The 19821-nt window shown below is 64.2% G+C and carries 26 protein-coding genes and 3 pseudogenes; 17 read left to right on the top strand and 12 right to left on the bottom strand.

The window, feature by feature from the left end; genetic code table 11:
* The first annotated feature begins 76 nt into the window (after positions 1-76).
* Entirely contained in the window at positions 77-913 is an 837-nt protein-coding gene (locus FVD38_RS23900; protein ID WP_147937090.1) for a branched-chain amino acid aminotransferase, read from the top strand.
* A 65-nt stretch (positions 914-978) separates the two neighbouring features.
* Here FVD38_RS23900 and FVD38_RS23895 read toward each other — a convergent pair whose 3' ends face one another.
* The 4 genes from FVD38_RS23895 to FVD38_RS23880 form a co-directional block, all read right to left on the bottom strand.
* Positions 979-1647, bottom strand: a complete 669-nt coding sequence (locus FVD38_RS23895; RefSeq protein WP_123069557.1) for a YiaD family glycine zipper/OmpA-like lipoprotein — start codon at positions 1645-1647, stop codon at positions 979-981.
* A gap of 105 nt (positions 1648-1752) precedes the next feature.
* A complete protein-coding gene (locus FVD38_RS23890; protein ID WP_005671362.1) occupies positions 1753-1899 on the bottom strand; it encodes a lmo0937 family membrane protein in 147 nt (48 codons plus the stop codon).
* A gap of 87 nt (positions 1900-1986) precedes the next feature.
* Entirely contained in the window at positions 1987-2280 is a 294-nt protein-coding gene (locus FVD38_RS23885) for a hypothetical protein (protein WP_229493965.1), read from the bottom strand.
* 113 nt (positions 2281-2393) lie between these two features.
* Positions 2394-3113, bottom strand: coding sequence for an outer membrane lipoprotein (locus tag FVD38_RS23880; protein WP_147937089.1), 720 nt, complete (start codon positions 3111-3113; stop codon positions 2394-2396).
* Positions 3114-3311: 198 nt separating this feature from the next.
* On the opposite strand from FVD38_RS23880, the gene FVD38_RS23875 reads away from it, so the two are divergent.
* A complete protein-coding gene (locus FVD38_RS23875) occupies positions 3312-4034 on the top strand; it encodes a Crp/Fnr family transcriptional regulator (RefSeq protein WP_147937088.1) in 723 nt (240 codons plus the stop codon).
* Between the two features lie 46 nt (positions 4035-4080).
* On the opposite strand, the gene FVD38_RS23870 is transcribed toward FVD38_RS23875, so the two are convergent.
* The 3 genes and pseudogenes from FVD38_RS23870 to FVD38_RS23860 all read right to left on the bottom strand — a co-directional run.
* Positions 4081-4302, bottom strand: coding sequence for a YMGG-like glycine zipper-containing protein (locus tag FVD38_RS23870; RefSeq protein WP_123069561.1), 222 nt, complete (start codon positions 4300-4302; stop codon positions 4081-4083).
* Positions 4303-4322: 20 nt separating this feature from the next.
* Positions 4323-4649, bottom strand: a complete 327-nt coding sequence (locus FVD38_RS23865) for a BON domain-containing protein (RefSeq protein WP_147937087.1) — start codon at positions 4647-4649, stop codon at positions 4323-4325.
* Between the two features lie 159 nt (positions 4650-4808).
* Positions 4809-5432, bottom strand: a pseudogene (locus FVD38_RS23860) (IS1595 family transposase); the annotation flags it as partial.
* 120 nt (positions 5433-5552) lie between these two features.
* Between FVD38_RS23860 and FVD38_RS23855 the strand changes: the two are divergent.
* The 7 genes from FVD38_RS23855 to FVD38_RS23825 all read left to right on the top strand — a co-directional run bounded on the left by FVD38_RS23855 (position 5553) and on the right by FVD38_RS23825 (position 10167).
* On the top strand, positions 5553-5939 hold the full coding sequence (locus tag FVD38_RS23855; RefSeq protein ID WP_147937086.1) for a DUF4398 domain-containing protein: 387 nt from the start codon (positions 5553-5555) through the stop codon (positions 5937-5939).
* Between the two features lie 79 nt (positions 5940-6018).
* The gene (locus tag FVD38_RS23850; RefSeq protein ID WP_147937085.1) at positions 6019-6921 is read left to right on the top strand and encodes an OmpA family protein; all 903 of its coding nucleotides are present in this window, start codon (positions 6019-6021) and stop codon (positions 6919-6921) included.
* 30 nt (positions 6922-6951) lie between these two features.
* On the top strand, positions 6952-7485 hold the full coding sequence (locus tag FVD38_RS23845; RefSeq protein ID WP_123069565.1) for a ferritin-like domain-containing protein: 534 nt from the start codon (positions 6952-6954) through the stop codon (positions 7483-7485).
* A gap of 91 nt (positions 7486-7576) precedes the next feature.
* Entirely contained in the window at positions 7577-7921 is a 345-nt protein-coding gene (locus FVD38_RS23840) for an ElaB/YgaM/YqjD family protein (protein WP_229414938.1), read from the top strand.
* A gap of 16 nt (positions 7922-7937) precedes the next feature.
* Complete coding sequence (locus tag FVD38_RS23835; RefSeq protein ID WP_147937084.1) at positions 7938-8324, top strand: phage holin family protein; 387 nt, start codon at positions 7938-7940, stop codon at positions 8322-8324.
* 21 nt (positions 8325-8345) lie between these two features.
* On the top strand, positions 8346-8729 hold the full coding sequence (locus FVD38_RS23830; protein ID WP_147937083.1) for a hypothetical protein: 384 nt from the start codon (positions 8346-8348) through the stop codon (positions 8727-8729).
* Between the two features lie 295 nt (positions 8730-9024).
* The gene (locus FVD38_RS23825) at positions 9025-10167 is read left to right on the top strand and encodes a DUF3616 domain-containing protein (protein ID WP_147937082.1); all 1143 of its coding nucleotides are present in this window, start codon (positions 9025-9027) and stop codon (positions 10165-10167) included.
* Between the two features lie 51 nt (positions 10168-10218).
* Here the strand turns inward: FVD38_RS23825 and FVD38_RS23820 are convergent, their stop codons facing one another.
* Together FVD38_RS23820 and FVD38_RS23815 are read right to left on the bottom strand one after the other, a co-directional pair.
* Entirely contained in the window at positions 10219-10566 is a 348-nt protein-coding gene (locus tag FVD38_RS23820) for a hypothetical protein (protein ID WP_147937081.1), read from the bottom strand.
* 30 nt (positions 10567-10596) lie between these two features.
* On the bottom strand, positions 10597-11061 hold the full coding sequence (locus FVD38_RS23815; protein ID WP_147937080.1) for an outer membrane lipoprotein: 465 nt from the start codon (positions 11059-11061) through the stop codon (positions 10597-10599).
* A 284-nt stretch (positions 11062-11345) separates the two neighbouring features.
* On the opposite strand from FVD38_RS23815, the gene FVD38_RS23810 reads away from it, so the two are divergent.
* The 3 genes from FVD38_RS23810 to FVD38_RS23800 all read left to right on the top strand — a co-directional run bounded on the left by FVD38_RS23810 (position 11346) and on the right by FVD38_RS23800 (position 13588).
* Positions 11346-11897 (top strand): hypothetical protein, encoded by a 552-nt coding sequence (locus FVD38_RS23810; protein ID WP_123069570.1) that lies wholly within the window; start codon positions 11346-11348, stop codon positions 11895-11897.
* Positions 11898-11981: 84 nt separating this feature from the next.
* A complete protein-coding gene (locus FVD38_RS23805) occupies positions 11982-12296 on the top strand; it encodes a BON domain-containing protein (protein ID WP_147937079.1) in 315 nt (104 codons plus the stop codon).
* 44 nt (positions 12297-12340) lie between these two features.
* The gene (locus FVD38_RS23800; protein WP_147937078.1) at positions 12341-13588 is read left to right on the top strand and encodes an AI-2E family transporter; all 1248 of its coding nucleotides are present in this window, start codon (positions 12341-12343) and stop codon (positions 13586-13588) included.
* 42 nt (positions 13589-13630) lie between these two features.
* Here FVD38_RS23800 and FVD38_RS23795 read toward each other — a convergent pair whose 3' ends face one another.
* Both FVD38_RS23795 and FVD38_RS23790 read right to left on the bottom strand, forming a co-directional pair.
* Positions 13631-14545 (bottom strand): YihY/virulence factor BrkB family protein, encoded by a 915-nt coding sequence (locus tag FVD38_RS23795; protein WP_123069573.1) that lies wholly within the window; start codon positions 14543-14545, stop codon positions 13631-13633.
* 63 nt (positions 14546-14608) lie between these two features.
* A complete protein-coding gene (locus tag FVD38_RS23790) occupies positions 14609-15637 on the bottom strand; it encodes an OmpA family protein (RefSeq protein WP_147937077.1) in 1029 nt (342 codons plus the stop codon).
* 527 nt (positions 15638-16164) lie between these two features.
* Between FVD38_RS23790 and FVD38_RS23785 the strand changes: the two genes are divergently transcribed.
* The 5 genes and pseudogenes from FVD38_RS23785 to FVD38_RS27115 all read left to right on the top strand — a co-directional run.
* Positions 16165-16788: a winged helix-turn-helix domain-containing protein gene (locus FVD38_RS23785; RefSeq protein ID WP_147937076.1), complete on the top strand. Its 624-nt coding sequence runs from the start codon at positions 16165-16167 to the stop codon at positions 16786-16788.
* 228 nt (positions 16789-17016) lie between these two features.
* Positions 17017-17763: a glutathione peroxidase gene (locus tag FVD38_RS23780; RefSeq protein ID WP_123069576.1), complete on the top strand. Its 747-nt coding sequence runs from the start codon at positions 17017-17019 to the stop codon at positions 17761-17763.
* Positions 17764-17765: 2 nt separating this feature from the next.
* The gene (locus FVD38_RS23775; protein ID WP_147937075.1) at positions 17766-18653 is read left to right on the top strand and encodes a M90 family metallopeptidase; all 888 of its coding nucleotides are present in this window, start codon (positions 17766-17768) and stop codon (positions 18651-18653) included.
* A gap of 132 nt (positions 18654-18785) precedes the next feature.
* On the top strand, positions 18786-19340 hold the full coding sequence (locus FVD38_RS23770; protein WP_147937074.1) for a hypothetical protein: 555 nt from the start codon (positions 18786-18788) through the stop codon (positions 19338-19340).
* Positions 19341-19499: 159 nt separating this feature from the next.
* Positions 19500-19670 (top strand): annotated as a pseudogene (locus tag FVD38_RS27115) (SDR family NAD(P)-dependent oxidoreductase); the annotation flags it as partial.
* 25 nt (positions 19671-19695) lie between these two features.
* Here the strand turns inward: FVD38_RS27115 and FVD38_RS27295 are convergent.
* Positions 19696-19821: pseudogene (locus tag FVD38_RS27295) on the bottom strand (IS481 family transposase); the annotation flags it as partial.

Here is a 19821-nt window from a genome sequence, read left to right as displayed (position 1 = left end):
CGGCGCGGCCGCGGGTCTGGACGCGCCCGCGCCAGACCCTATACACTGCCATGGTTCAGCAATGTAGAAGGCAACCATGTACCTCACTTATTACAACGGCCAGTGGGCCGAAGGCAATACCCCCCTGTATGGCGCGATGGACCACAGCCTGTGGCTCGGTTCGTCCGTGTTCGACGGCGCGCGCGCGATCCGCGGCAAGCTGCCCGACCTGCGTCCGCACCTGGAGCGTGTCATCACGTCCGCCGAGAAACTGGGTCTGCGTTGCCCGCTGACGGTCGAAGAGATGGAAGCGCTGGTGCGCGAAGGCGTGGCCAGGTTCCCGCCTGATGCCGAACTGTATATCCGTCCACTGGTGTTTGGTTCCGAAGGCTTCCTGATTCCGGTCGCCGAAAAAAGCCAGTTCGCGCTGACCCTGTTCGATGCACCGCTGCCGCCGTTCACCGGTTTCTCGGCCTGCCTGTCGACCATGCGCCGTCCGCAGCCGAATATGGCGCCGACCGACGCCAAGGCCTCGGCCCTGTACGCCAACTCGACCCGCGCGATGCGCGAAGCGAAAGAGCGCGGCTTCGACCAGGCCATCATGCTCGACGCCGAAGGCCACGTGGCCGAATTCGCGGCCTCGAACCTGTTCCTGGTGACGGAGGACAGCAAGGTGGTGACGCCGGCGCTGAACGGCACCTTCCTGGCGGGGATCACCCGTGCGCGCGTGATGGCGCTGCTGGCCGAGGCCGGCGTGCAGGTCGAAGAGCGCAGCGTCAAGGCCACCGAGCTCAATACCGCGCGCGAGATCTTCAGCACCGGTAACTATGGCAAGGTCACGCCGTGTACCCGTTACGAAGACCGCACGCTCGAAGCGGGCCCGGTCGCACGCCAGGCGCGCGAGCTGTACCTGGCATTCACCGAAGCGGCATAAGCAAGTTGCACCGGAAATGACAAAGGCCGGCATTGCCGGCCTTTGTCGTTAGTGGGGGAGAGCGATCAGCCGCGCGCAGGTTCGGCGACGTAGATCTCGACGCGGCGGTTACGTGCCTTGCCCGCGTTGTCGTTGTTCGAGGCGATCGGTTCGCGCGAGCCGCGGCCTTCGATGGTGATGCGGTTCGGGTTCACGCCGCGGCCGGCGAGGTAGTCGCGGGTACGCGAGGCGCGGTCGACCGACAACGGCTGGTTGATCGAATCGCTGCCGGTGCTGTCGGTGTGGCCGATGATGACGACGTTGGTGTTCGGGTTCTCTTGCAGGGTCTGGGCGAAACGCTGCAGGATAGGCTGGAAGTTGCCCTTGATGTCGGAGCGGCCGGTGTCGAACGAGATGTCGCTCGGGATTTCCAGCTTCAGGCGGTTATCCTGGGTCTGGGTGACTTGCACGCCGGTGCCCTGGGTGGCTTGTTCCATCTGCTGCTTCTGCGCTTCCATTCGCTTGGACCAGATGTTGCCGATCACGGCGCCTGCGGCAGCACCGATGGCTGCGCCGCCGGCAACGCGGCCGCCGCCGCCGCCGCTGGTGGTACCGCCGATCAGGCCGCCCAGGCCGGCGCCGATGCCAGCGCCGGTCGCGGTGCCGCGCTGGGTGGTGGACATGTCGGCGCAACCGGTGGCGGTCAGGGCGACGATGGCGATGGCGGCGGTGGTTTTGATGAAGTTTTTCTGCATTGTGGAACTCCTTAAGTAAAAAATCCGTTTCGTCGTCACGCCGTTACAGGCGCGACCGCGAAACGGATTGGGGTACTGCGACAAGTGGAACTTGTCATTCTACTGCTATATGCCGCGTCCGCTGATCAGGCGCACCAGGATCATGATGACGGCGACGACGAGCAGGATGTGGATGAAGCCGCCGATGGTGTACGAAGTCACCAGGCCGAGCAGCCACAGGATAACGAGAACGACAGCGATGGTATATAACATGGTGGTTTCTCCTCTACTGTTTGCGCCGGTTGCGCTGTGATTCCAGTATGTAGTTGCCAACAGTCGCGTACCGTTCGATAACGTACATTAAACGCAACTTTTTTGTTTTCGCAAGCCGGGGATCCAGCCCATCATGCCCACCAGGCCGGTGCAGCCGATCAGGCAGGTGAGCAAGCCACCTGCGATCAGGAACACGATGTCCTGCGGCTGCAGGTGTCCGTTCCCATCGGGCGCCGGCCCGGCCGACAGCAGGCCGAACAGAGTCAGTAAGATTCCCCAGACGATAATGCCGATCCACGCCATGCTGTTCATGCGCTTCTCCCACGGTTGATGGTGTCCCGCTTTTCGTTTCAGCGTGATTCGATTGTCGGGGCAGCTCATCCATAATTCCGTGCGTTGGCGCACATTGCACTCAGGAAAAAGTTTGGCCGGGACGCTTGCGCAATCCCGGCCATGTGCTAGCCATGCAGCCTGAGTGGATCAGGCCATTGGATTCAGGCCACCGAGCGCAGCCGTCCCTTGACGATGCGCACGCGGTCGCCGCTGCGCCATTGCGGCTGGCTGTTCTGGCGGAAGGTGCGCAGGGTGCCGTCGTCCAGGCGCACGCGGATCTCGTAGCTGGTGGTGGCCTTCATATTGCCCTCGACCTGGTTGCCGACCACGGCGCCGCCGATCGCACCGGCCGCGGTGGCCAGGGTGCGGCCATTGCCGCCGCCGACCTGGTTGCCCAGCAGGCCACCGATGACGGCGCCGCCGGCGGCGCCCAGGCCGCTGCCTTCGGCGCGCTGGGTAATGGTGCGGACCGATTCCACATTGCCGCAGCTCTCGCACCAGTTGCGCTCATTGGCGGCGACCTGGGTCGGCTTGCTTTCCTTGACGGGCGTCGCCACGACTGGCGCGGCGACCGGTGCGGGTGCTTGCACCGGCGCCGGCGCATAGGCCTGCTGCTGTGCCTGCTGAGCCGGTGCGAGCGGTGCGCCTGGATAGGCGGCGTAGCCCGGCGCCTGCTGCGGAACGTCCTGCGGCAGGGTGGACGCCAGGGCCTGGCGGTCGGCTTCGGTCAGCTGGCGGTTGGCGGTGCCGCCGGTGGACGAGGGCAGCCAGCCCATGATGGCGGCGGTGCCGACCAGGCTGAACAGTACAACAGCGGCCGCGGCCAGCAGCAGTAGTGGATGGGTGCGGTTCTTGACAGGATTGTGTGGGGGCGTATTCATCTTTATTCCTTTCGTATGGCGTTGACGCCTCGGTACGATGATTGTCGTCAGGAACAACCCGAGCTTCCGTGCGTCACCGTACATACTCGCTCATGGGGCGACGGTTACGCTGGCTGAAATTGTTTGCAAATGTATCTGGAACGGGGCGTATCCGGCTTGCGCTGCGTACTGATCCTTACAATTTTCTCTGAGGAAAGAATGAATTCTGCCGTCCATCCGCCCGTTACCGATTGCAGCAGCAACCTGCTGCTGGCTGCATTGCCGTCGCAAGAGATGGCGCGCATGGTGCCGATGCTGGACCAGGTCAGGGTAGAGGCGGGGCAGGTGCTGTGCGAAGCCGGTGATCCGATCGAGCACATTTATTTTCCCCACGATTGCCTGGTGTCCCTGCTGGGTGTGGCCGAAGGACGGATGACGCTCGAGGTCGGCCAGGTGGGACGCGAAGGCATGCTGGGCGTGACCACCGCACTGGGCCACGACACGACCCAGGTGCGCGCCGTGGTCCAGCGCGCCGGCAACGCCAGCCGCATGGATGGGGCACGCTTTCGCAGCGAGGTCGAACGCAATCCGGCGCTGCAGAAGGTGCTGTACCGGTATACCGATGCGCTGCTGGCGCAGGCGATCCAGATCGCCGTCTGCAGCCGCTTCCACGTGCACGAGGCGCGGCTGGCGCGTTCGCTGCTGGTCACGCGCGACCGCCTGCAATCCGACAAATTCCACCTGACCCATGAATTTCTTGCGCACTCGCTCGGCGTGCGCCGCGTCGGCGTCACCAAGGCCGCCAGCGCGCTGCAGCAGCAGGGCCTGATCGACTACAGCCGCGGTAATATCGAGATCCTCGATCCCGCCGGCTTGGCCGCGGCGGCCTGCAGCTGCTACGCGATCGTCAGGGAAGCCGGCGCCATGCCGGTCGCCAAGTAGAAACGCCCGGCAAGCCGGGCGTTTTGCTGTCGGACGCGGGCGTCGATCAGTTGGTGGTCTTGACCTGATTGCCGATCACGCCGCCGACGGCCGCGCCGCCCACGGTGCCGAGCGCGCTGCCGCCGCTCACAGCGCCACCCAGCACGGCGCCGGCGCCGGCGCCGATGGCGGTGTTACGGTCCTGCTTCGACATGTTCGAGCAGCCGACCATGCCGAAGGCGGCGGTTGCCAGGGTTGCGGTCACTACCAGCGATTTAATGGTTTTCATGATGATCTCCTTTGGTGGGGTTACTTCAGGCGCAGGTCATTCCTGACCGATTTGACGCCCTTGACGGTTCGCGCGACCGAGGCCGCCGCGGCTACGCTGTCGGCCGAGCTGACGAAGCCGCTAAGCCGGACAATACCTTGGTACGTGTCGACATCGAGATCGGAAACCGTCAGTTCCGGATCGAGCCTGATGGCGCTGCGCACGCCGGCACTGATGGCTTCGTCATTGACGGTTTCGATGCTGCCGAAACCGGGAATGCCTGAGGCACAACCTGCCAGCGGTCCGCAGGCCAGGAAGGCCAGCAGGACTGGAATGCTTGCATAACGCTTGATGCTTGATCCGTTCATTCGGGTATGTCGTTTTCTCGGTGACTTGGCTCAAGACTAGAGTCCGTTGCTAATTTGATCTGTTCGGCAACACACAATCGGCGCGCCGTGTTGTTACAGGTTGTTTCACCCGACACCTGTCGCGTGCGCTGTTCGGCTCCTGTGGAAATCAAGGCGCTGTCATCGTTTAGTGTTGAAACTGCCCAATGCCGCTCGCAGCAATGTCTCCGGCGAATCGATGCGTTCCCCATCCACGGCCCAGCGCCAGCCCAGATAGTTGGGCAGGTAATGCGATGCCACGCCGTTGAAGCGCGCCAGCTACTGGCGAAAGCGCCGATGGTAGCCATTGACGTTCTGGACATGCACCGCGCCGCGCACCCGCTCGCCGTGACGCAGACTGACGGCTTCGTGGTTGATGCCGGCCTCGCGGGCGAAAGCCCGATACGCCGTGTGCGCATCGGTGACCAGCAGGATGTCCGCTTCGAGCACCGGCAATAAATGCGCATGCAGCTGCGCCTTGGTGACCGCGCCCCGGCCTGGCACGAAGTCGAAGGTGCGACCGTCGCGGTCACGCGCCACCAGGACGCAGTCGTGCTCCTTCGAGATGCCGCGCTTCGTCGCGACACCACCGCGCTTGCGCGCCGGTCGGGTCAGTCGGCGCGATCCTTTCTGCGATTCGAGCAGGAACAGTTCGTCCGCTTCGGCAATGCCGCTCAGACTGCTGGGCCGGTCATGCTTGCTGAGGTGAAGAAAGCGGTGGCGCCATCTGACGCTCGTATTGCGGTGCACGCCGACGGCCTCAGCAGTTCACGCAATTCCACACGAAACGGTGACAGCGCCGAAATCAATGTGCGTCAACGAACTGAGTGCCGGACATAACAGGTTTATAACGTTCTCTACAACACTTCCCCAGGAGAATATGCGATGAATAAACATCAAACGATGACCGGGCTTCGCCTCAGCTGCGCCGCAGCCGTGCTGGCACTGACGGCATGCGCGAGCCCCGACCAGGCCCCTGCGACGGCCGACGTGGCGGTATCGCGCCACGCGGTCGAGAACGCCGTGTCGGCAGGCGCCGCCGAACTCGCGCCGGCCGAGATCAGCGCCGCCCGCGACAAGATGGGCCGCGCCAACCAGGCCCTGGCCGCACGCGACTACAAGCTGGCGCGCGAACTGGCGGTCCAGGCCCAGGCCGATGCCAAGCTGGCCCAGAGCAAGGCCGTATCGGCCAAGGCGACCGCCGCCTCGACCCAGCTGAACGAAGACCTGCGCGTGCTGCGCGAGGAAGTCGACCGCGCCAACAGCCAGTAATACAAAACCTTCGAGGTTCGCATTTAACGCATGAGTCCGCGCCGTCGAACGGCGCTCCAACAAGAAGAGGAACAAGAACATGAAAAACCGTAAATCCGCCGTCTCGATCCTGGCCGCCGCCGTGCTGGCCGCCGCCTGCGCCAGCGCCCCGGTGACCACCGCGACCCTGGACCAGGCGCGCGCCGACTTCGTCAGCGCCAACAACAATCCGCAAGTGTCGACCTACGCGCCGATGGAATTCAAGCAGGCCAGCGAAGCGCTCGACCAGGCCAACCAGGCCGCGCATCGCCGCGAAAGCCTGGAAGACGTCGACCGCCTGGCCTATGTCGCCAAGCAGCGCATCGCCACCGCGCAGGAAGTCGCCAAGGCCAAGGCCGCCGAAGCCAATATCGCCGATGCCGGGCGCCAGCGCGACCAGGTCCGCCTCGAGGCGCGCACCGCCGAAGCCGAACGCGCCAAGCGCGAGGCCGAAGCCGCCACCGCCGCCGCCCAGCAGGCCCAGGCGCAGGCCCAGGCCGCCCAGCAGCAGAACGCCGCCCTGAGCGAGCGCGCCGCCCACCTGGAAGCCTTGCTGAACGACATCCAGGCCGTCAAGACCGAGCGCGGCTATGTGGTGACGATCGGCGACGTGCTTTTCGCCACCAATCAGGCGAACCTGAATCCGAACGGAATGTCGACCCTGCGCAAGCTGGCCGACGTGATGCGCGAGAACCCGGACCGTACGGTGCTGGTCGAAGGGTTTACGGACAGTACCGGCAGCGCGAGCTACAACCAGGACCTGTCGCAGCGCCGCGCCAACGCGGTCGCCAGCGCCCTGGGCGAAATGGGCGTGCCGCGCGACCGCATCTCGATGAAGGCCTATGGCCAGGCATTCCCGGTGGCGTCGAACGACAACGCATCCGGCCGCCAGCAGAACCGCCGCGTCGAGATCGTGCTGTCCAACGATGGCGCGCAGATTCCCCCACGCGCAGCAATGCGTTGAACCACACTGAACACTGATTAAGGAAACACCATGGAACAGACGAACAACCTGGCACACGGCTTCGACATCGAGGCGATCCGCCGCGCGGCAGCCAACCTCGACGACGGCGCCGTCACCGAGGGTTACCAGGCCGACCGCGAAGCGGTCATCGCGATGCTCAACGACGCCCTGGCCACCGAACTGCTGTGCGTGATGCGCTACAAGCGCCATTACTACACGGTGGCCGGCCCCAACACGGGCCACATCAAGGCCGAGTTCCTCGAGCACGCCCAGCAAGAGCAGGATCACGCCGACCGCATCGCCGAACGCATCGTGCAGCTCAACGGCTCGCCCAACTTCAACCCGTCCACGTTCACCGCGCGCAGCCATGCCGAGTACGACGAGTCCGACGACGTGCAGGCGATGGTGCGGGCCGACCTGATCGCCGAACGGGTGGCGATCGAGTCCTACCGCCAGATGATCGCGGCGATCGGCGACAAGGATCCGACCACGCGCAATATGCTCATCGACATCATGGCGATGGAAGAAGAGCATGCCGACGACCTGCGCGACCTGATGGCGTGAGTCGTCAGCCGCGGACAAGCCGGGCCAGGGTCACGGCCCCGGCTTGTCCGCGGCCGGTTTTCCAATGATTTTTCAGTGACAGGAGTAGAACATGCTTGAAACTTCCCGCAACACCAACGGCAGCATGCACCCGATCAGCGGCAGCACCTATGCGACCCAGTCCGACATGAAGGCGCTGGTGCGCGATGCCCAGTCGATGCTGACCGCGGCCGCTTCGCTGACCGGCGAGAAGGCCGAGGAACTGCGCGCACGTGGCATGGAGCTGCTCGACCGCGCCCTGGGTGGCGCCAGCCTGCTGCCGACCCAGGCCGTGGAGAAGGGCAAGGAACTGGCCCACACGGCCGATGTCTACGTTAAGGACAATCCGTGGCGCACGATGGCGATCGCGGCCGGCGTCGGTGTGCTGCTTGGCATCCTGCTGAGCCGCAAACATTAACGCCGGGGGAATAGACGTGGATAAACAAGAAGCGATCGTACATAACCCTGGTGTCATCAGCGGCATATCGAGCCTGTTCAAGAGCCTGTTCGGGCTGGCAGTCTCGCGCGTCGAACTGGCGGCGCTCGAGCTGTCCGAGATCCGCAATCACGTGATCGAGCTGCTGGCCATCTTCGCTGCGGCGGTGCTGGCGGTCTGGTTCGCCGTCGCCTTCGGCGCGATGACGGTGGTCGCGCTGGCCTGGGAGTCGATGGGCTGGACCATCCTGCTGATCATGTTCGCGGTGTTCGCCCTGATCACGGCGGTGCTGGTGACGAAAGGCCTTGCGCTGCTCAAGCAGAACAAGCTGGCCTTCCCGGCGACGATGAAAGAACTCAAGAACGACCGCGAGATGTTGCTGTAAGCGTTCACCAAGGGAGAAGGTATGCAGAATCAGAATGGAACGACAGGATTGGCCGGTCACCAGCATAGCCTGGATCCGGCGGTGCGCAAGGCTGAGCTATTGCGTGAAGGCGAGTTCTTCCGAGCAGGCGTGGCGCACGCCAAGGCCAGCATCCAGTACGGCATCAAGCCCGAAGTCATGCTGCACTCGGCGATGGATCACGCCACCTGGGCCTTGCGTGCCCGGGCCGATGCCATGCTCAAGCCAACCGGAACCAATGTGTCGGTGTTGTTGCCATATGCGCTGGGCGTGATCAATTTCGTGCGCCAGCGTCGGCTGGGCAAGCAGGCGGCGGGCGCCGCCCTGGTGCTGGGCGCACTGGGCTGGTACGTCAATCGCAAACGAGCGCAGCAAATACCAGAATAAGGGTAAGCTGTATTCCAGACGTTGCCGCAAGGGGTCTTGCGGCAACCGCTGGCTGGCGCACGGGCTGGACCATGCAGTTGCAACATGGCTATGAGCGATCGCGCCGCCATCAAGAACGGCAGGGCGGATTGTGTTGTACAGAATATGGTGGGGCTTGAGCGGCGTCGCAATCGGGGATTGGACGCCGTCTTTTTTTTGTCGGCTGCACCCTATAACGCACGCCGCGGCTGGCGGTTGACGCGCCGCGCGCAGGCTTGGGGTCATGCCGGCGTCAAAACCGATCGCGAGGCGCAATATGCATCCGTCCAATATCGTCCTGCTCGAATTCCATCCCGAACGCGATGACCTCAGCCCCGACAAGGAGTTGCGCAACGGCCTGTCGGTGGCCCTGCGCATGGGCGATACCTTGTGGCTGGCCAATGACGAGTCGCTCAGCATCGAGCGCCTGACGCTGGCGGCCGAGGATAGCCGCGGCAAGACCAGTTTTGCGCGCGCACACCATCAGTTCGCGCTGCACGACTTCCTGCAACTGCCTTTGCCGCCGCATGACGAGGGGAGCAAGCGCATCAACGAAGCCGATATCGAGGGACTGGCCAGCGACGGCGACTACCTGTGGGTGACCGGCTCGCACAGCCTGCGCCGCAAACGGCCGGACCAGGGCGACGGCGTGCGACGCTCGCACAAGCGCCTGGCGGCCGTCAGCGCCGACGGCAACCGCTACCTGCTGGCGCGTATCCCGCTGGTGAAGCAGGATGGCGGCTTCACGCTGCAGAAGGAGGCGGAGCACAAGGGCAAGCGGCGCAGCGCGGCGCTGCTGCGCGGCGACGAACACGGAAATCAATTGACGGCGCTGCTGCGCCAGGACGAGCACTTCGGTCCCTTCCTGGCCATCCCGGGCAAGGACAACGGCTTCGATATCGAGGGCATCGCCCTGGCCGGCAAGCATGTGCTGCTGGGCCTGCGCGGCCCGGTGCTGCGCGGCTGGGCCGCGATCGTCGAGGTGGCGCCGGTCGACGATGACGAAGATGGGTGGCTACGGCTGGCGGCGCTCGACGAGGAGGGCGCCCTGTACCGAAAGCACTTTCTTGACCTGGATGGCCTGGGCATCCGCGATCTGTGCGTGGATGGCAAGGATCTCCTGATCCTGGCTGGGCCGACGATGGACCTCGATGGTCCGGTGACGGTGCTGCGCTGGCCCGGCGGGGCGCGGCCGGACAAAGCCTCGGCGGTGAGCCGGGACATGCTGGAACACGTGCTGGCGCTGCCGTTCGGGCAGGGCGTCGACCATCCGGAAGGCATGTCGCTGTTCTCGAGCCAGGACGGGCGCGAAGAAGGGCTGCTGGTGGTGCACGACGCGGCCTCGCCCAGCCGCCAGATCGGCGACAGTACGCTGGTGGCCGACGTGTATCCGCTGCCGCCGCGGCGTAAAAAGAAATAGACGAAAAAAAGCGGCCATCGGAATGGCCGCTTTCGTCGATGCTTGTCCTGCCTATTGCCGTGGCATCGGCTTGCCGAGCTGCGCCGTCTCGCGCTGCCAGGTCGCGCGTGCGTCCTGCATGCACGACTTGCGCTCGGCCGTTGGCGCCTTGCGGCAGGTGTTCTGCGCTTCCTGCAGCGCTGCGCCGAGTTCCTTGCGCAGCGTCTGCTGCGCCGGATCGTCGCGGTACCAGCGCGGCGGGTCGCCCTTGGCGATTTCCTGGGCCTGCTGCCGGGCGACGGTCGGGTTGACGGTCGCGTCGGTGCCGGTTTGTGCCAGGTCCTGGGCCGAAACCGCGTAGGCGGCGCCGGCCAGGGCGCAGGCGCAGGCGCCGCGCACGATGCGGGTGAGAGTAGCCATGGTTGTCTCCAGCTGTCTCATGCCGGTGGATCAGTAGCGGTAGACGCGGCCGTCGACGATGCGCACGCGGTTGCCCACGCGCAGATCGTAGGCGCTGTCCTGGTTCACGGCGCGGTATTCGCCGTTATCCATGCGCATATTGATCTGGTACATCTCCGGACCCGGGGCATTGCGGTTCTTCTCGACGTTGTTGCCAACGACGGCGCCAGCCAGGCCGCCGGCCACCGTGGCCGCGGTACGACCGCCGCCGCTACCGATCTGGCTGCCGGCCAGTGCGCCGACCACGCCGCCCAGTACGCCGCCGGCGCCGCTGGTGCGGTTCTCGCCCTGGACCACCTGGATCGATTCGATCACACCATAGCCGGCCGAGGCGGTGCTGCCGCCCGAGCCGTATCCAGCGTTGTTGCCGTAGGGCTGGGAGCTGTTGCTGGCGCAGCCAGTGAGAAGCGCGCCGGTCGCCAGTAAGGCGACGATAAATTTACGGTTAGCATTCATGTTGTTCTCCTGACAAAAGTATGAGTCCAGAATAGTCAGGTGGCCGGCGAGGGTCTGTGCGTTGCCGCACCCACCTTGCTTCGAGGGTAGAGCCTGCTGCTATCACTATTCCGGTTGGCAAAAAGTTGACCGACGCAGTCCGCTTTCAGTCGATCGGCTTGTTCTATATCTGCTCATCTATATGTGTACGCTAAGAGTCTGCTAGTTGTGTTCGGCACCGAACAGAAACCGGGTGCGCGGCATGTAAAGATGTCTCCAATGTTGACAAATGGAGAACAAAAATAATGAAGACGTCACACGTACTCCTCCTGATCGGTGCAGCGCTCGGCTGGGCCGGCCAGGCTGTCGCCCAGCTGCCGGCGCCGGAGGCGAAGACCGTCTATCAACAGGCGATGGACGCCGCCGAAGCCGCCTACGACGCCGCCAAGGCGCGCTGCGATGCGCTGGCTGGTGTCCCGCACGAGATCTGCGTCGCCGACGCCCGCGCCGCCCGCGTGCGCGTCGAAGAAGAAGCGGGCGCCGCCCACAAGAACACGCTGGCAGCCTATACCCAGGCACGCATGCGCATCGCCTCGGCCTATTACGAGCGCGACAAGACGCGCTGCAGCGCCGCGCTCGGCAACGACCGCGACGTCTGCCAACGCCAGGCCAAGGCCACCCTGGTGGCCAGCCAGGCCGATGCCCGGGCCGACCGCAAGGCGATCGAGGCACGTCTGGAAGCGCAGGACGCCAGGATCGACGCCGAATACCGCGTCGCACTGCAGAAGTGCGATGCCTTCGCCGGTGACGTCAAGGAAGGGTGCGTCAGCACCACCCGGACGGCATACGGCAAATAAAGAACCCGCGGGCCGGATTGCCGGCGCCGCCCAACCCGCCCGCAAGGGTATTGCACCACCATGATTAATCAATAAGGAGCCATCATGAAAATCGCCAAGAACCTCATTTCCGCCGCTTTCGTCGCCACCGTCGCCATCACCGCCGTCGGTTGCTCGTCGACCCCTAACCAGTCGAGCACCGGTGAATACGTCGACGACGCCGTGATCACCACCAAGGTCAAGGCCGCCCTGGTCAACGACCCGAACGTGAAGGCACGCGAAGTCAACGTCGAAACCTTCAAGGGCGACGTCCAGCTGTCGGGCTTCGTGGCCGATCCACGCGATGCCCAGCGCGCCGTCGAAATCGCCCGTGGCGTCAAGGGCGTGACTTCGGTCAAGAACGACATCCGTGTGAAATAATATGCGCTTAGCCGGGGCGGCCCGGCATCTCGTTCAGGCATACCATGCAGCTAGCACCAACCGATCCGGCCACGCCGGCAGCATCCAACCCTTCGCCTGAACCAGCCGCCCCTCCTGGCGACGCCGCCCGCGCCGACGCGCGCGGGGGCGGCGACGACATCGCCTTGCACATCGGCGGCATGCGCGTGCCGCTGCACGTCAATGCGCGCGGACTGTCGCTCGGCATCCTCGCCACCATCGCCTTCGTGTTCGCGCTCCAGTGGGCGCAAAAATTCTTCGTGCCGCTCTTGCTCGGCATCCTGATCGCCTACACCCTCAATCCCGTCGTGCGCTGGCTCGAACGCTGGCACATCAAGCGCATCATCGGCGCCACCCTGGTCACGGCCGTGATCGTGGGCGCGATGGCGGGCACCCTGTATCGGTTGCAGGGCGAATTCTTCAATATCCTCGACGAGTTGCCGACGCTGACCCATAAGGTCACGCGCATCCTCACCAATACCAGCGGCCAGCGCTCGACCCTGCAGCAGATGCAGGCGGCGGCGGCCGAGATCGAACGCGCCGCGAGCAATGTCGGCGCCGATGCCAAGCGCCTGGCGCAGCAGCGGCGCCAGTATCCGCCGCCGGCCGCCGCAGCCAGTTCGCCGATCCGCGTGATGGACTGGGTGCTGGCCGGCTCGATGAGTCTGGCCGCCTTCATGTCGCAGGCGACAATGGTCGTGTTCCTGGTGTTCTTCCTGCTGCTGGCGGGCGACACCTTCAAGCGCAAGCTGGTCAAGCTCACCGGCCCCTCGCTCACGCGCAAGAAAGTCACAGTCCATATCCTGGACGACATCAATACCTCGATCCAGAGCTATATGTTCATGCTTCTGGTGACCAATATCTTGCTGGCCCTCCTGATGTGGGGCGCGCTGCGCCTGATTGGTCTCGAGAACGCCGGCGCCTGGGCCGCCTTCGCCGGCGTGGCCCACCTGATGCCGTACTTCGGCCCCCTCGTGATCACGGTCGCGACCGGGATGGCGGCTTTCCTCCAGTACGAGACCCTGAGTATGGTGATGCTGGTGGCCGGCGCCTCGATGGCGATCGCGACCCTGGTCGGCATGGTCGTGGCCACCTGGATGACCGGCAAGATCGCGCGCATGAATCCGGCCGCGGTCTTCGTCAGCCTGCTGTTCTGGGGCTGGTTATGGGGCGTCTGGGGCTTGCTGCTCGGCGTACCGGTAGTGATGGTGCTGAAGGTGGTGGCCGAGCGGGTCGAGGGAATGGAAGTGGTGTCGGAGCTACTGGGAGAATAAACCGGGCAGGGTGGAAGGCGCGGCCTCCCACCCCACAATGCCTTACGCGGTGCTGGCCTTCGGTTCGACGCCCGTGATTTCCTTCGGCTTGTTGTGCAAGCTACCCATTTGCAAGGCGTACTGGCGCGCGAATTCGGCGCCCAGGAAGAAAATCTGCGCCGAGTAATACACCCACAGCAGCAGGGCGATCAGCGAACCGGCGGCGCCGAAGCTGTCGGTGGTGCCGCTGTTGCCGATGTATAGCCCGATTCCGAACTTACCCAGCGTGAACATTGCGGCGGTGCCGAGCGCGCCGATGGTGACGTCTTTCCACGACAGCCGCACGCGCGGCAGCAGCTTGTAGATCACGCCGAACAGGGTGGCGATGACCAGGAAGCCGATGCCGGAGGCAACCCAGCCCATGACGATGGCGGCTTCCTGCCACACACCGGTGATGAACTTCTCGGCCACCGTGGTGGCGGCGCTGACGACCAGGGACACCATCAGCAGGAAACCCAGCACCAGGACCATGCCGAACGACAGCAGGCGGGTGCGGATCGTGTTCCAGATGCCGGCGTCGGCCGGCGCCGGCAGGCCCCAGATCTCGTCCAGGCTGTCCTTCAGCTCGGAAAACACGGTGGTCGCGCCGACGATCAGCAGCAAGGTGGCGACGATCGTGGCGAAGCGGCCCGATTCCTTGTTCTGGGCGCCGGCCAGGATGGCCTGGATCGTGTCCGCCCCCTGCGCACCCAGCAGCCCGCGCAGCTCGGCCAGCAACTGGCCTTGCGCGGCTTCCTCGCCGTAGAAGAAACCGGCGACGGCGATCACCAGCACCAGGATCGGCGCCAGCGAAAACAGGGTGTAGAAGGCCAGTGCTGCGCCCTTGCTGGAGGCACGGTGGTCCAGCCATTCCGTTACCGCGCAGCGCAGGACTTTCAGAATCTGGTGCGTGTAAGGGAACCATTTCTTAACTGCCATATCCCATCCTCCAAATGAAAAGGGGGCCGAAGCCCCCTCGAATAAGCGTTGCCGCCTAAGGAATTACTGCTGCACTGGCACTTCGACCGTGATCTGGTCGACTTCGACGCGACGGTTCGGTTCCAGGCAAGCGATCAGCTGGGCGCGGTTCTTCTGCTGGCACTCGACCAGTGGGTTGGCTTCACCCTTGCCGATGGCGCGCAGGCGGTTGCCGTCGATGCCTTTGCCGACCAGGTATTCACGCACGGCGTTGGCGCGACGCTCCGACAGCTTCTGGTTGTAGGACTCTTTGCCCAGGCGGTCGGTGTAGCCGGTGATTTCGACGTTGGTGACCGAGGTGTCGGCTTGCAGGGCAGCGGCGATCTCGTCCAGCTTCGGCGCCGGGGTGATCACTTCAGCCTTGTCGAAGGCGAACAGCTTGGTGGCTTCCAGGGTCACTTTCTGGAAACGCGGTGCTGGTGGTGGTGGCGGTTCGACTGGCGCCGGTGCTGGAGGCGGAGCCTCGACCACTGGAGCTGGAGCCGGTGCCGGTGGCGCTGGTGGCGGGTTGAACGCATAGTTCAGGCCGACGGTCAGCATCTTGTTGTTGCTGCGCTTGAAGCCGAATTCTTCGTCATCACGCAGGAAGCCGCGCACGGTGCGCAGGTCGGCTTGCAGCGACCATTGCGGGGTCAGGCTGGCCTGGAAACCGATACCGACGGTGGCGTACGGCGAGTTTTTCTCGACGTTGCGCAGTGGGTTGTTGACCTTGTCACGCTCGGCGCCCAGGCCGAACAGGACGAACGGACGGAAGCGATCGCGGCTCAGCATCAGCAGGGCATCGACGCCCAGCAGGGTCTGACGATACTCGCTTTGGCCTTGCTCGAAGCGGGTCTGGCTGGCGCCGATCTGGATATCCCAGTTCTGGTGGACCGCCTTACCGAACTTCAGGCCACCACCGGTGTCGCGATCATCCACGCCGAAGTCGGCATCCGGCTTCACGTGGTTGACGCTTGGCTGGATGTACCACGACGGGTTGAGCTCTTGGGCGAGGGTGGCGCTGGATGCGCACAGCAGCGCAGCAGCCAGGGCGATCTTCTTGGTATTGTTCACAGGTAACTCCCGTAGGTTAAAAGTTGATGACAACGCATACGTCAGCAGCGATGTTGGATAAAGAATAACAGTGCAAGTTCCGTATGCTCGGTGCGGTAGCGCACCCAACGTGGAATGGCAGTGCGATTTTACAACAGTGGTAAAAACTCCACATTTCCAAGATGAAACGAACTGTAACGACGTTGTCATGTATAGAGCGGGCATGCGACGCGCGCGGGCCGTCACCCGGCTGTCATGTCGACATATTCATATTAGGTATGTTACATGACATTCTGACATCGCCATGTCATGCGCGCATGTTCGCCAAAAGGGAGAGGAAGTTTTTTGCAGCGGCGGGCGCCGGGAGGGGGGGCGGGTAAAGAATGCTTTTGGGAATGTTGTCGAATGTTGGATGGCGCACAGACCATGATGTCTGATGCAGGCAATCTTGAGTCCAGTTAAGCGGAACCGAGATGTTGTCAGGGTGTCATACGACACACAGCGACCCGGACCACACAGTCTCACTCTCTATATTGGAGCTCATCGATATGCATGCAACGACTCAGCACAACGCGGTACCAGGCGAAACCGGCGCAGTGCACACTTCCAGCAATTCGGCGCTGATCGAGCGCGTCCCACCACAACCGACCGAGCGCGCCCCGATTTCGCTGGCCCCGATCGAGCGTGTGCGTTCGACCTCGGCCACCCAGCGTCGCATCGAAAACATGCAAAAGCTGATCAATGAACTGTCGAGCCACGAAATGCTGGCCGACGAGATCGCCTGGTTCCTCAAATTCTCGCCGTCGGGCGCCCGCAAGTACATCCGCGACCTGCGCGAAGCCGGCGTGATCGAACTGGCGCGCTATATCGAAGGCACCGCCACCTATCTGGGCAAGGCCGTGTACCAGATCTCGCCAGATCCAGAACGCGTCAAGGCCTTCCTGGCCGCGATCTGCCAGCCGAAGCGCGAAGGCGCCGCCCCACGCAAGGAGCGACCAGGCCTGCGCGAACAGAATATGGCCGGCAGCGGCCGCCATTTCCACATCCTGGCCGATGACACCCATTACGCGATCCGCGTGAACCGTAGCCCGGTTGCCCGCGACCCGCTGGTGGCAGCACTGTTCGGCCCGGCGCCAGGCCAGAACGCCGTCACCGCCAAGGAACGCGCCTGAGTGCGCGCCCGGGGCCGCTGCGGTAGAGACCCGCAGCGACTCCGGTTCGACGATCGCTGTCGTCATTTTTGCCGCGCTTTATGCGCGGCTTTGTTTTTATGGGCACGCCCCGCTGGGCCATCCGGGTGAGCAACTTATTGCAACTCTCGTGTTGAAAACCGGTCAATAATCCTCACTTGTCTGCAATGCAGCCGCTCAGCCGGCAGGTTCAACCAGATAGGAGTGACGATGTTACCGAGTGCCGAATCGCTGGAAGGCAAAGCAATCCCGAACGTGGTCTTCAAGGCCAGGCCCGACGACCAATGGCGTGATCTCAGTTCCGACGAGCTGTTCAAGGGGCGCACGGTCGTCGTATTTTCCCTGCCGGGCGCCTTCACCCCAACCTGTTCCTCGACCCATTTGCCGCGCTATAACGAACTGGCGCCAGTGCTGCGTTCGCATGGCGTGGACGACATCCTGTGCGTCTCGGTCAACGACGCCTTCGTGATGAACCAGTGGAAGGCCGGCCAGGACGCCGCCAATATCACGGTCATTCCGGATGGTAATGGCGATTTCACCGAGGGCATGGGCATGTTGGTCGACAAGCGCGAGCTGGGCTTCGGCCGCCGCTCATGGCGCTATTCGATGCTGGTGCGCGACGGCGTGATCGACAAGATATTCATCGAACCGGAGCGCGAAGGCGACCCATTCGAGGTATCGGATGCCGATACCATGCTGGCCTACCTGGCGCCGGATGCCGAAGTGCCGGAACCGGTCGTCATGTTCTCGCGTCCCGGGTGCCCCCATTGCGCCCGTGCCAAGCAGGCGCTGCGCGACAACGATATCCACTACACAGAGATCTCTGAAGACCAGAAGATCAATACCATCGTCCTGCGCGGCGTCACCGGACGCATGACCTGGCCGCAAGTCTTCGTCGGCGGCGAGCTGATCGGCGGCGCCGACGAGGTGCAAGCCTGGCTGGCCGGCAAGGCTTGACCATGGAAGCCATCGCAGTCGGCGCAGTGGGGCTGGCCGTGCTGGCGGCCTGGCTGTGGCCGAAGTGGCGCCTGCGGCAGGCGCTGGCGCGGCCCTTGCCGGCCTCTCATGCCGCCATCCTGGCGCGTAACCTCGCCCAGTATCGCGCGATGGACGAGGGGCAGCGCCGGCGCCTGCAACGCATGGTCCAGCAATTCCTGCACGAAAAGAAATTCGTCGGCTGCGCCGGCCTGGACGTCACCGACGAGATGCGGGTGACGATCGCGGGCCAGGCCTGCCTGCTGCTGCTGGGGCGGGTCGCAGACACCGGCAAGCCCGCCATCTATCCCACGCTCGACCTGATCCTGGTCTATCCCGGCGCCTTCCTGGCGCCGCGCAAGCAGGTCGACGTGTCGGGAGTGGTGACCGAGGAACGCCAGGACTTGCTGGGTGAATCGTGGGGCGATGGGCGCGTGATCTTGTCGTGGGACCATGTGCGGCGCGCCGGCCATGCCGAGACGGCCGGCCATAACGTGGTGCTGCACGAATTCGCCCACCAGCTCGACAGCGAGTCGGGCAATACGAATGGCGCCCCCTACCTGGGTAGCAGCGAGCGCTACCGCAGTTGGTCCGAAGTCCTGTCGCGCGACTATGCCAACCTGCGCCACGAGGCGATGTGGGGCATGCAGGGTGTGCTCGACCACTATGGCGCGACCAATCCGGCCGAGTTCTTCGCGGTGGCCACCGAAAGCTTCTTCGAGCAGCCGCACCAGCTGGCGGCGCAGCATCCGGCCCTGTATGAGGAATTCCTCAAGTATTACCGGATCGATCCACGTCAATGGCAGAGCGCTCCACCGCCGCCGGTGGCGGAACCGCCGAGTTATGGGGTGGTCTATGGACAGTGGCGGTAGCAGCGGCTCCGGCGTGGCTATATCGGTGGCAATGAGCAGCGTGCGATCGCGTACAGAGCGGCGGACGCGGCCCGCGTACGCTTGAGCTACCGGATTTGCCACTTATTAGCCATATAACGGGAGGAATCGCCGATGTCCACCATCATCGCAGGACGTTTCCAGCTTCAGGACGACGTCGACCGTGCGCGTGACGCGCTGGTCGACGCCGGATTCGATGCCGACCGCATCAGCGGGTTTTACCTGAGCCAGCCCGGCCAGCACGATATGACGCCCATCGGCGGCGACCATCTCCAGTCGCCGGGCGCCAAGGAAGCGCCAGAAGGCGTGGTGAAAGGCGTGGCCACCGGCGGCGCCGTCGGTGTGGCCGTGGGCGCCGCCACCTCGCCCGTTACCGGACCGCTGGGTCCGATCGTCGGCGGGCTGGTGGGCGGCCATGTCGGCTCGCTGTTCAGCTTCAGCAAGATGAAAGACCGGGGCGAGCCCGAAGAGGGCGGCGAGAACGCCGTGCCGCCGCGCACGGCCGGCATGCTGGTGGCGGTCGCCTTCGACGACCCCGACCTGCAGGCGCGCGCCGTCGATCTGCTGCGCCAGCTGGGCGCCCACCACATCGAGCGGGCCCAGGGCAATATCGTCGGCGGCGACTGGGCCGATTTCGATCCCAGCAGCAGGCCCGACGTGATCGCCTGAACCATCGAGATGCGGCGCACCGTGTTTGCTGCGCTGCTCTTTGCACATGGGCTTTGCCCCGTTCACACTTGATCCTAATCAACAACCTACTGTTGTCGTTTCCCTACACTCGGATGCTCGCAGTCGCGCCATCGGCGCCAACGAGAATAGGAGTGAGACATGGCAGGAGACACGGTAGCAAGGCAAGAGAGGCGGGTATCCGAGAAGCGGGTAGCGCTGGTGACGGGGGGGATGGGTGGGCTGGGCACGGCGCTGTGCCGGCGCCTGCATGCGGAAGGGTTCCTGGTGGCGGCGACACACTCGCCGCAGAATGGGCGCCGCGACGCCTGGCTGGCCGGCCAGGAGACGGACGGGATCAAGGTGAGGGCCTACGAGCTCGACGTCTCCAACGGCTGTCGAGTCCCGTTTGATCATAAACGCGTTTAACGAATAACTCAGGTCGCTTCTGTTGCCATTCCTTGAGCGCGAGGACGGGCGTTTT

Source organism: Massilia arenae (assembly GCF_008014745.1).
GTDB classification, from domain to species: Bacteria; Pseudomonadota; Gammaproteobacteria; order Burkholderiales; family Burkholderiaceae_D; genus Telluria; species Telluria arenae.
Note: the sequence above shows the minus strand (reverse complement) of the source record. Positions and strands in the feature narration are given on the sequence as shown.